This is a genomic window from Coprococcus ammoniilyticus, from assembly GCF_025567345.1.
Classification (GTDB): domain Bacteria; phylum Bacillota; class Clostridia; order Lachnospirales; family Lachnospiraceae; genus Coprococcus; species Coprococcus ammoniilyticus.
In genome coordinates, this window is record NZ_JAOQJS010000002.1 from 390,938 (window position 1) to 402,925 (window position 11,988).

At 40.7% G+C, this 11,988-nt stretch carries 11 protein-coding genes; 2 read left to right on the plus strand and 9 right to left on the minus strand.

The genetic code is table 11. From position 1 onward, the window contains the following. Positions 1–8: 8 nt before the first annotated feature. Positions 9–368, minus strand: a complete 360-nt coding sequence (locus tag OCV60_RS04260) for an Asp23/Gls24 family envelope stress response protein (protein ID WP_008400960.1) — start codon at positions 366–368, stop codon at positions 9–11. A gap of 283 nt (positions 369–651) precedes the next feature. Here OCV60_RS04260 and rpmB point away from each other — a divergent pair, with 283 nt between their 5' ends. After that, positions 652–837, plus strand: a complete 186-nt coding sequence (rpmB, locus tag OCV60_RS04265) for a 50S ribosomal protein L28 (RefSeq protein WP_008400961.1) — start codon at positions 652–654, stop codon at positions 835–837. Between the two features lie 352 nt (positions 838–1,189). On the opposite strand, the gene OCV60_RS04270 is transcribed toward rpmB, so the two are convergent. From OCV60_RS04270 to OCV60_RS04295, 6 genes are all read right to left on the minus strand, one after another. After that, entirely contained in the window at positions 1,190–1,597 is a 408-nt protein-coding gene (locus OCV60_RS04270) for a GerW family sporulation protein (RefSeq protein ID WP_021943960.1), read from the minus strand. Then, a complete protein-coding gene (locus OCV60_RS04275; RefSeq protein ID WP_243000340.1) occupies positions 1,597–2,670 on the minus strand; it encodes a DUF2953 domain-containing protein in 1,074 nt (357 codons plus the stop codon). The genes OCV60_RS04270 and OCV60_RS04275 overlap by 1 nt, the downstream gene beginning before the upstream one ends. A gap of 14 nt (positions 2,671–2,684) precedes the next feature. After that, entirely contained in the window at positions 2,685–3,014 is a 330-nt protein-coding gene (locus tag OCV60_RS04280) for a hypothetical protein (protein WP_021943962.1), read from the minus strand. A 32-nt stretch (positions 3,015–3,046) separates the two neighbouring features. Further along, on the minus strand, positions 3,047–4,474 hold the full coding sequence (locus tag OCV60_RS04285) for a hypothetical protein (RefSeq protein ID WP_117784792.1): 1,428 nt from the start codon (positions 4,472–4,474) through the stop codon (positions 3,047–3,049). 40 nt (positions 4,475–4,514) lie between these two features. After that, positions 4,515–5,357 (minus strand): hypothetical protein, encoded by an 843-nt coding sequence (locus tag OCV60_RS04290; protein WP_021943964.1) that lies wholly within the window; start codon positions 5,355–5,357, stop codon positions 4,515–4,517. A gap of 210 nt (positions 5,358–5,567) precedes the next feature. Next, on the minus strand, positions 5,568–5,978 hold the full coding sequence (locus OCV60_RS04295; RefSeq protein WP_262529474.1) for a LysM peptidoglycan-binding domain-containing protein: 411 nt from the start codon (positions 5,976–5,978) through the stop codon (positions 5,568–5,570). A gap of 182 nt (positions 5,979–6,160) precedes the next feature. Here OCV60_RS04295 and OCV60_RS04300 point away from each other — a divergent pair, with 182 nt between their 5' ends. Beyond that, positions 6,161–10,378, plus strand: coding sequence for a 2-hydroxyacyl-CoA dehydratase (locus OCV60_RS04300; RefSeq protein WP_262529477.1), 4,218 nt, complete (start codon positions 6,161–6,163; stop codon positions 10,376–10,378). 224 nt (positions 10,379–10,602) lie between these two features. On the opposite strand, the gene hisF is transcribed toward OCV60_RS04300, so the two are convergent. After that, the gene (hisF, locus tag OCV60_RS04305) at positions 10,603–11,364 is read right to left on the minus strand and encodes an imidazole glycerol phosphate synthase subunit HisF (RefSeq protein WP_117784789.1); all 762 of its coding nucleotides are present in this window, start codon (positions 11,362–11,364) and stop codon (positions 10,603–10,605) included. A gap of 2 nt (positions 11,365–11,366) precedes the next feature. Next, positions 11,367–11,978 carry an imidazole glycerol phosphate synthase subunit HisH gene (gene hisH, locus OCV60_RS04310; RefSeq protein WP_021943968.1) on the minus strand — a complete coding sequence of 204 codons (612 nt, stop codon included), beginning with the start codon at positions 11,976–11,978 and terminating at the stop codon, positions 11,367–11,369. Positions 11,979–11,988 lie beyond the last annotated feature (10 nt).

Below are 11,988 nucleotides of genomic sequence, written 5' to 3' on the forward strand. Positions count from 1 at the left end.
TCCTCCGTCTAATCCAGAATCTTTACATCTTCAACAAATACATTTACCTGACTGACCTTAAGAGATGTAAAATCTTCTACTTTATATTTTACAGACTGCATCAGATTATCTGTTACAGCCTTGATGCTGACACCATATGCCACAACGATATGAAGCTCTACCACAATATCTCCATTCTCATCAAACGTAACATGAATTCCCTGCGTGATATTGTTTCCTTTTAACTGTTTTACGATTCCGTCTTTTACACTGACAATACCCATACCAACAATGCCAAAGCAATCGAGTGCTGTCATACCTGCTACCTGTGCAACCACATTCTCATCCAGACTGACGGTTCCATTATCATTATTTATATATTCGTTCATAGAAAACCTCCCATGCTTTTGTCCTGTTATATGATGTGCAGGAATCCCATCTCCTTGTCATTCTGAAAAGTATATTTAAAAATAGGCAAACCTGTCTCACCATAATTATAAACATATAGTTCTATTATAACAGAGAATATGCAAATTTCAAGACAACCATTTATTGTCTATTCTTTTTAAAAAAATTAAAAATATGCTTGCATATAACAAAATTATCTGATATAGTAACATTTGTTGTGAACTTATGAGAGGATAAGTTTAATAAAAATAAGGAGGTGCTATCATGGCAAAATGTTCAGTTTGTAATAAAGGTGCTCATTTCGGTATCAAAGTGAGCCATTCACATAGAAGAGCAAATAAGATGTGGAAATCAAATGTTAAGTCTGTTAAGGCTATCGTAGATGGTTCTCCAAAGAAGATTTATGTTTGTACTTCATGTTTAAAATCTGGAAAGGTTGAGCGTGCATAGTTCACCTCGTATTCTTTCTAAAAAAGACTGCCATAATACAATGGCAGTCTTTTTTGTTTTCTTTTTTCAGACTGCCGGCCAAGCTTCTATCATAAATTCTCAAAATCTCTCCTGCCTTAACCCGGTCAGGTCATTGACTTTTAGCATCTGCAAAATAATATATATGCCATTAAAAAAAAGATTACAATAATCAAAAATTCCAGAAACCCTTCTACCAGATAGCTGAATATCATTCCGATCGCAACGAAAAAGAGGGCAAATCCAACTACACGCTTCAAACAACATCACCGCCAAAAAAAAGACTTCACATACCACTATAAGATATGCAAAGTCTTTTTCTTTTATGTCTGTTTTATTCCTCTGCCGGTTTCGATGCTTCTTCTACCGCCTGTTCGATCTGCTCTTCTTCCTCTGTCTTTTCCTTCTTAAAGAAGCTGGTGATCCGGTCAACGATCTCAGGTGCCATATCAATGATCTTGCTGATGGCATCCTGATTCTTAATATTAACAAGTCTTGTCTTACCATTTGAGATAACCAGAACCGCAGCCGGACTGAGCTTTGCTCCGATACCACCGGCCGCATTATTGCCGGTCTGTTTATTGAACGCACCGGCCGCCATACCGAAATTCACATCAAGAAGTGGAATAATGATCGTATCTCCTACCTTGATAGGATCTCCCACTACAGATTTGGATGAAACAAATCCATCCATTCCATGAAACAAAGTGCTGATCGTTCCGTCAATATTTGTATTTGCCATTACTTATTTCCTCCCGAAATCTTTTTTAAATATGCCATAGATCTTTTCACGTATTTATTAAAGTATACCTTGCAGCAATAATATAATATATTATAAACCCTGATTCTTCCTTTTATGAAAATATCCCCTTCCAATATCTTCTTGGAAAAATCCGGAGTTATATCTATTTTATTATAATATAACGGTAAAATCAAACTTAGATATCCAAGCTGTTTTCCGGTAGATGCCGGATCTCCTGAACCATATGTCACCTGACCTTTGATCTTTGTCGGATTCAGATGCTTTAATAACAGGATCACGTTTCGCTTTAACACCTGAAATGCCTGCTTTGTTGTACCCGCCCGGACGAATTTCTTATACTGCTCCGCCTTATCTTTCATATGGTGCAGTTTTCTTACAACTGCTTCGATCTTATCCTTTACCGCAATAACAAATCGGTCGAACTTCTTACCGATACGGGTAAATATCGTCTCCGGACTTTTTTGAAATTCCGAATGATCTTCTGCAAATTCCCGGTTAGCATCTCTATCTTCTCTGTCGGGATCTGCATCCTGCATCATCTGATCTGACAAACCATCCTGCTGATCGGATTCAGCATCTTCTGCTTCCTGCTTTTCCGTTTTTTTCGTTTTTTCGGCTTCTGCCTGTTCGCGTTTTTCCTGTTTTTTTGCTTTTCGAGTCTCTGCCTTTTCCTGTTTTTTCAGTTTTTTTGCTTCTCTGACTTCAGCTTTTTCCCGCATACGAGTTTCTTTTTCACTTTCTGCGACTTCTGTCTCCGTATCTGTTTCTTCCTGGCTTTCTTCCGAAAATCCATCTTCATTGGATACCAGCGTTCCGCCAAATGACCGCAGCCAATATACAAAGCCGTTTTCATCATAATTTGCTTTGAAGCAGAATACAAAACCCAACCATGAGGCTTTTAATTTGCATATAAAATTGTCATGTTTTTCTGCATAAAACCGATACCGGACAGGAACGAATAATAATAAAAGCAACAGTACAAGTACAAGCCCTATCAGGATCAATACTGTAATCAACAGAATCTTTAATATCAATAAGAAAATATGTAACATATGCTCCCCTTATATCAGCACACTGTCATGTCATATAGAAAATAGTCCTTACAATCAAACTTTCCGGTCGTACCGTATACATCCCGGATAATATCCCGTATAAGAAAAAACGCTCCGGCCTTTGTCATCGACATTCCAACGATAACGATATCATCCGTTCGTTTCTTATAGTACGGCTGCAGGAATTCATTTGCCTCATAAACCTCTAACAGTCCGTCCTCAAACAATGGAAGTGTTATGACATAAACATCCGCACAAGGCTTCCGTTTTTTTATTCTTTTTATCAGTCGGGATGCCGTCTTATCCGGCATAACTCCGGTATAAAGCCGCTTTGCTATTGTCATTTTTTCACTCCCCTGCTCTGTCCGACCTCTCTCTAATCTTCCATAATTCCCTGAATGATCACATAACATGCAAGAACCTCGCTGCGATTTGAACAGCGCACCAGTGCATTATCAATATAATCTTTGATCTCCTGCTGTGTATTAAAGAACACAGGAATTGTAGAAAGTATCTTCGCCATGACCGCACGATTAACTACCTGTGAGTTTCCGGTAAATACCTCTCCGAATTCTTCTATCAGTTTATCCTTTTTTGAAATAATATATTCAGAATCCGCAAGTGCGCCTGTCTCAATCTTCACATGATCGATATCTACAAACATACTTCCGGATAATAGTTTTTCCAGTGTATCAATACGATGATAAGCATCCTCCAGACCAAGGCGGATAATATCCGGCTGATTGGAAGATACGATATCATAGATCGGAGCTTCAAGCACCATCCGGTGTTCTCCCGCTTCCTCCTGCGCGCCTTCATTTGCAACCAGCATATCATATGCATCCGTCGGAAATTCATCTTCGTTCTCCATGGATTCATAGATGCGTCTGATAATAGATAATGCCCGCATACAGGATTCCGATACTCCTGACTTGCATTCAGCCGCAAGCATCATGCTGTACAGATCATTTACCAGCTCGATCAGCATCATATAATCAGATACGACATCATTGATAAAGCCTGCACTTTTATCCAGAACCGTTGACAGATTCCTGTATCCGTCAAAATCAAGATGTGCATAATCTCCCTCTTTAATAATCTCGTACGCTTCATGCAGAGAAGAATATTCTGTCTCGAATTTCTCCGGAAGCTGTAATAAGGCAGTTTCTTCTACTGTCTCTATAAAATCATCCAATGAACTGATCTCACAACCATTATAAATTGATAAAGTCTGTCCGATAATATCGTAAAATCTTGCCTTTGTCATACGAAGCGGAAGCTGACCTACGATCTGCTGGATCTTCGCATTTACCGCTACCTTATCCTTATCTGCAAAGATGAAGTTAAAGACCTCCGCACTGAACTGCTCTGCATCAAATTCCTCAAACATCTTCTCAAGTTCTTCGTCCACATTTTCCTCGAATCCATATTCTTTTCGGTTCAGGATATATTCGTACAACTCAAACGCATCAGTATATGCAGTAAGTACCTTCATCTTCTCCGTGATCTTATTTCTCATTTCGGAGATAAGCGCCAGATCCTTGTCATCCAATTGATCCGCATCTCCTGCCAGATATGTTCCGACCAGCTTATTGATTCCCATAACACATTCATAAATATATGGATCCTCTGCAAAATCTTTGTCTGCCATCAGTTCACGGATCACAACATAGTTTAATGCAAATTTCTGACAGGCATATTCGAAATCTGCCGTCATGACTGCATCTGCAAATTTTGCAAGATTCTCATCCATATTGTTCTTACGGGTTATCTCTGTGATCAGTTTTTTATCTTCATTATACATAACTATCTATTTTCCTCTCATCCTTAATTAAATCCATCTCTTATTTATGCTCATGCGTAAACAAATGATCCTGGCAATATTCCTTGTTGCCTGTACATCTGGAGCAATAACGGAACTGCATGTCAGGTGCTTCCTTATCTGTGATGCCGCATACATAACATTTATGTGTCACATTCTCTGAATTGTTGACACGCACCTGCTTCGCATAATTCCTCCTTCGCTTGATCTGCTTTGGAGAAAGCCGTCTGAAATCTTTTGTGCTGAAATAGAAAATTACAAAGTTTAAAAGTGACATTACGATATTTACACGTCCCATCAGGTTTGCGTTCATAAAATAATATCCTATAAACACCAGATACAAAACAGATAACCACTTCATCTTAACCGGAATGATCATTGCATACAGTACCTGCATATCCGGATAACAAACTGCAACTGCCAAAAATAAAGACAGGCAGATATAATAACTGGATACGATATAGATATGAGAATCCCATGACATCGGAATATGAAATACATACTGACAAAGTATATATGCGATCATCGTTCCTGCCATCGTGAGAAACATACCACCAAATATATACAGGTTGTACAAAAACGTACCGATTGAACGTTCTAACAGATTACCGATACTGTAATAAAAGAACAACATAATGATAGTAAAGATACTGACACTTAATTCCGGAGGAGTGATTACCCATGTAAGTAATCTCCAAACTTCTCCCTGCATAACAAATGCAGGAACAAGAATCAGTTTTGATAAAACCTGTGGTGCAAACATCAGAAGCAGATAGCCAATGACATATCCAAGGATCAGATACAGGGACAGATTCTTGATCGCATACCGACCAAACTTCCTTTCAAGCTTGTTTATCATCTTCATGAATGGATCTCCTTTTAATTTCATTCATACTATTTGTTTTCGGTATATAAACAGATTTTCCAACATCCGTTATATCCACAAATCAGGGAACTGCCATATTCCCATCCAATGAGAATATGGCTGATAGTATCCCGACATTATCAAATTATATAATAGAACGAAAAACTTTACAACAGCACAATCATGAAGAATTTCTAACTTTTATATATCTTAATCCACAACCAGCTCCAATCCTTCCGGCAAAACGACCTGATACAAGTTCTTATTGTTCTCAAATAATTCCTGTGGACCGACACCAAAATACATGAATACAGATTCAAAGGTATCTCCTTTTTTCACTGTATAATGCATCTTTCCATCTCCGGAGCCTTCCTGTTCTATCGGAATACAGATTTCTTCCCCTTCCTGCATATTATAGACATTTACATACGGATTTGCAGTTATGATGTCACAGAGATTACATTTGTAGTGTTTTGAAAGCTTATATAATGTATCCCCTTTTTCTACTACATGGATCACTCCATTGCAATGATCATAATTTTCCATTTCATACCATCCGGCTTTTTTATTATTATATTCGGAATCTGAAAAATGTTCCCTTTTCTTTTTATTAAAATACAAATCTTTCTCTGCCTTTTTCTAAAATAAAAATTAAATAATAAAAAATCAAGGAAAATCAATCCTAAAATAAATATTAAGTTCGTCAGAAAAGGGAAAAAATCATTGTTTTTTGTAAAACGTTCCACTATAATAGATTCGGTTCAATAAAGAGAAAATTTTGCAAAAAGATTAGGATGGTTTTTATGTACAAATTAGGAATTGACATCGGCTCAACAACCGTAAAAGTTGTTGTTCTTGATGATTCACACAAGATATTATTTTCTGATTACAGAAGACACTACGCAAACATAAAGGAGACATTACAGGCTCTTATAAATGATGCAAAAGCCAGGCTTGGTGATGTAGAAGTTACTCCGGCGATCACCGGCTCCGGCGGTCTTGCGCTGGCAGAGGTTATCGGTGTACCTTTTACCCAGGAGGTAGTCTGTGTTTCAGAAGCATTACAAGACTATGCTCCACAGACGGATGTTGCGATCGAGCTTGGTGGCGAAGATGCCAAGATCATATATTTTACAAATGGAATCGAACAGCGTATGAATGGTGTCTGTGCTGGTGGTACAGGTTCCTTCATCGACCAGATGGCTACTCTTCTTCAGACAGATGCCAGTGGTCTGAACGAATATGCAAAGGACTATGATACGATCTATCCCATTGCTGCCCGCTGTGGTGTATTTGCCAAGACAGATATCCAGCCTCTGATCAATGAAGGTGCAACCAAGCCGAATCTGGCTGCGTCTATCTTCCAGGCTGTTGTCAACCAGACAATTTCCGGTCTTGCATGTGGTAAGCCGATCAAAGGAAATGTTGCGTTCTTAGGCGGCCCGCTTCATTTCCTCCCGGAACTGAAAAATGCATTTATCCGTACTCTGAATCTGACCGGGGATGCGATCATCGATCCGGGTCATTCTCATCTTTTTGCTGCAACAGGTGCTGCCCTGAATTCCAAGCCGGAGATATCCAGAACGCTCGGCGAACTCAGTCATTCCTTAGACGGTGAGTTACATATGGCTGAAAATGTACTCCGTCTCCCTCCATTATTTGAAGACGAAGCAGCCTATGAAACATTCAAGGAGGAGCACAATAAATATAAAGTAAAACGCGGTGACCTTGCTACATATAAAGGGAACTGCTTCATCGGTGTTGATGCCGGTTCTACAACCACCAAGGTAGCTCTTGTCGGTTCAAATGGTGAATTATTATACGACTTCTACAGCAGCAACAACGGAAGTCCGTTAAATACAACGATCAAAGCGATCAAGGATATCTATTCCAAGCTGCCGGAGGGTGCTGTCATCGCCGGTTCATGCTCTACCGGTTACGGTGAAGCCCTGATCAAGCAGGCACTTTCTCTTGATTTTGGCGAAGTAGAAACGATTGCCCACTATACAGCAGCAGCATTCTTTGATCCTGAGGTTGACTGTATCCTCGATATCGGTGGCCAGGATATGAAATGTATCAAGATCAAGAACAAAGTCGTAGATAATGTCATGTTAAATGAAGCATGTTCCTCCGGCTGTGGTTCTTTCATTGAAACATTTGCCAAATCCTTAAATTATGATATTGCTGATTTCGCAAAGATCGCTACAACTGCCAAGACTCCTATCGACCTTGGTTCCAGATGTACGGTATTCATGAATTCAAAAGTAAAACAGGCTCAGAAGGAAGGTGCATCCGTAGCTGATATCTCAGCCGGTCTTGCATATTCCGTTATTAAGAATGCACTTTTAAAGGTTATCAAGCTGACGGATCCAAAGGATCTCGGTAAGAACATCGTCGTACAGGGTGGTACCTTCTACAACGATGCTGTCTTAAAGAGCTTCGAGGTGATTTCCGGCAGAACCGCTATCCGACCGGATATCTCCGGTATCATGGGTGCTTTCGGTGCTGCCCTTATCGCCATGAATAAATATAAAGAGGGATTTAAGACTTCTATGCTGTCGATTGATGAGATCAGCAAGCTGACTTACACCACAAATATGACCAGATGTAAGGGCTGTACCAACAACTGTCTGCTGACGATCAACCGTTTCTCAAACGGTAAGAATTTCATTACTGGAAATCGTTGTGAAAAGGGTGTCGGTCTTAAGAAGAATGCTGATAACATCCCGAATCTGTTCGAATATAAATTAAACAGGATCTTCGACTATACCCCGCTTACACCTGATATGGCAAAACGTGGTGTGATCGGTATTCCTCGTGTCCTGAATATGTATGAAAATTATCCATTCTGGTTCACTTTCCTGACAAAGCTAGGATTCTCGGTAGTACTTTCTCCAAAGTCATCCAGAGATATCTACAGTCTTGGTATCGAATCGATTCCAAGTGAATCCGAATGTTATCCGGCTAAGATCTCACACGGACATGTTATGTGGCTGTTAAAGAATGGTATCACATCCATTTTCTATCCTTGTGTTCCATATGAAATGAACGAAACACCGGAAGCAAATAACCACTACAACTGCCCGATCGTTACATCCTATGCCGAAAATATCAAAAACAACATGGAAGAATTAAAGGATGACAAGATCACCTTTATCCGTCCGTTCGTCGCACTGGATAATGAACAGGCTCTTGTCGATCGTATGTATCGTGAAATGAAAAAATACTACGATGTTACAACCGATGAGATCGCATCTGCTGTCCGTGCTGCATATGAAGAAGCAGAAAAAGTAAAGACCGATATCCGTGAAAAAGGCGAAGAAACTCTTCGATATATCGATGAACACGACATCCTTGGAATCGTCCTTGCCGGTCGTCCATACCATATCGACCCTGAGATCAACCACGGTCTTCCGGAACTGATCAACTCATATAAGATCGCTGTTCTGACAGAGGATTCCGTTGCTCATCTGGGACAGGTAGATCGTCCGCTTATCGTATCTGACCAGTGGATGTACCACTCCAGATTATATAAGGCAGCAAACTATGTTAAGACCTGTGACAATCTGGAACTGATCCAGTTGAACTCCTTCGGCTGTGGTCTGGATGCCGTAACAACCGACTGTGTAAATGATATCCTGACAAAATCAGGAAAGATCTATACCGTTTTGAAGATTGATGAAGTAAGTAACCTTGGTGCTGCCAGAATCCGTATCCGTTCACTGATCAGTGCAGTTAATTCCAGAAAGGAACAGAACTACAAGACCTGCCCGTCAAGCAGTGCGATCAACCGAATCGAATTTACCAAGGATATGATGAAAGACTACACCGTTCTTGCTCCACAGATGTCACCGATCCATTTCAATCTGCTGGAATCTGCATTCAAGGTTATGGGACTCAATATCGAGATCCTGCCGGATGCAACCAAGGAAACAATCGATGTCGGATTAAAATATGTAAATAACGATGCCTGTTATCCTTCTCTGATCGTCGTTGGTCAGTTGATGAGTGCCATCACATCCGGTAAATATGATGTAAATAAACTTGCAGTTATCATGAGCCAGACCGGTGGTGGCTGCCGTGCAACCAACTATGTCGGATTTATCAGACGTGCGCTTGCAAAAGCAGGTTACGGCCAGATCCCTGTAATTGCATTATCAGCTCAGGGATTTGAGAAGAACTCCGGTTTCCCTATCACCTTAAAGCTTGCAAAGCGGGCAATTCAGGCACTTGTCTATGGTGATGTCTTCATGCGTTGTCTTTACCATACAAGACCATACGAGAAAGAACCGGGATCTGCAAATGCGATCCATGAGAAATGGGAAAAGATCTGTAAGAAGACACTGGAAGAAACAGGAAGCACCGCAAAATTCAAAAAGAATATCAACGGAATCGTACATGACTTCGATACTCTCCCGCTTCTTGACATCAAGAAGCCAAGAGTCGGTATCGTTGGAGAGATCCTTGTAAAGTTCCTTCCATCTGCCAACAACCATCTGGTTGATCTGCTGGAATCAGAAGGTGCTGAAGCTGTTATGCCGGATCTGCTCGATTTCTTCATGTACTGCTTCTACAACAGTAATTATAAATATGAATATCTGGGCAAGACACACAAAGGCGCAATCATCGGAAATGCAGCCATCTCGCTCCTTGAGCATATGAGAAAGCCTGCAACTGATGCTTTAAAGGCAAGCAAACGTTTTGATCCACCTACACCGATCACGCATCTTGCAGAATATGCCAGACCTTTTGTATCCATCGGTAACCAAACCGGTGAAGGCTGGTTCTTAACAGGTGAAATGATCGAGCTTATCAACAGCGGTGCCGCAAATATTGTCTGTGCACAGCCATTTGCCTGTCTGCCAAACCACATTGTCGGCAAGGGTGTTATCAAGCATCTTCGTGAGGCTTATCCGGATGCTAACATTGTGGCAGTCGACTACGATCCAGGAGCATCCGAGGTTAACCAGATCAACCGTATTAAGCTGATGCTGGCAGCGGCCAACAAGAAGCTCCGGTAACAAAATACATGCAGTTATAGCTTACAATATAAAAAACAGCTACATATATCTTCTATTCCGCAGATCACTTGCGTTCTGTTTTTCACGTAACGGTACTAAATTCACCGCTCTTGCGGTTCATTAAGGACCGACGTGAAAAAAGGTCTGCTTCATAGAGATATTTGTAGCTGTTTTTATTTACCCTTTTTTCTGCATGTATTTTGTTCTTATAGTAAGATAATATCTTACATCATCCGCATAGGGATGCCACGTTCACTTAAATACTTCTTCAAATCTGATATTTCAAGCTCTTTGTAATGGAATAATGATGCCGCGAGTGCAGCTTCTGCTTTTCCTTCTGTCAGTGCGTCGTAGAAGTGTTCTTTGGTTCCTGCTCCACCGGAAGCAATAACCGGTACATTTACATTCTCTGCAATCGTTCTGGTAAGGTCGATATCGTATCCGGCTTTCGTACCATCACAATCCATACTGGTAAGAAGGATTTCTCCTGCACCGAGTTCAACTGCTTTCATTGCCCATTCTACTGCATCGATACCACAGTCAATTCTACCGCCATGCTTGAAGATATTCCAACCGCCATCCGGTCGTTTCTTTGCATCAATGGCAAGAACTACGCATTGACTTCCGAACTTATCGGCTGCTTCTGCGATCAGATTCGGATTGTCGATCGCTGCTGAATTAACCGATACCTTATCTGCACCTTCGCGGAGAATGGCTTTGAAATCATCAACGGTACGGATACCACCGCCAACCGTAAATGGAATAAAGATCGTCTCAGCCACACGTCTGACCATATCTACTACGATATTTCTCTGATCGGAGGATGCAGTGATATCTAAGAATACAAGCTCGTCCGCACCGGCTTTATCATAAGCTGAAGCAACCTGAACCGGATCTCCGGCATCTACCAGATTTACAAAATTAATACCCTTTACAACTCGTCCGTTTTTCACATCCAGACATGGAATAATTCTCTTTGTATGCATGATTACGCCTCCAATTCTATAAAATTCTTCAGGATCTGAAGTCCAACGGTTGAACTTTTCTCCGGATGGAACTGGCAGGCAAATACATTGCCATGTTCGATCGAAGCATGGATATTCGTTGAGTAAAATGTGGATGCAGCTACATCTTCCTCATGATCTGCCTTCAGATAATACGAATGAACGAAATATACATATGGATGTTCCGGAAGTCCTTTAAATAACCTTGCTTTCGGATTGATATCAAGTGAGTTCCATCCGATCTGTGGAATCTTAAGTCCCGGCGCATCCGGAATCCGAAGGATCTGTCCATCTACGATTCCCAATCCTGTTACTCCCGGTGTCTCCTCGCTTGTCTTAAATAATAACTGAAGTCCAAGACAGATACCCAGAAATGGTTTTCCCGAATCAACGACATCATAAATAACATTTTTCAATCCATATTCATTGATTTTTCCCATTGCATCGCCAAAGCTTCCAACACCCGGAAGAATAACTCCGGAGCTGTCCATAATGACATCCCTGTCTCTTGTAATTATGGCTTCTTCGCCAAGAAATTGTACGGCTTTTTCGACGCTTTTGATGTTACCTGCATCGTAATCAATAATCGCTATCATTTGTTTTTCC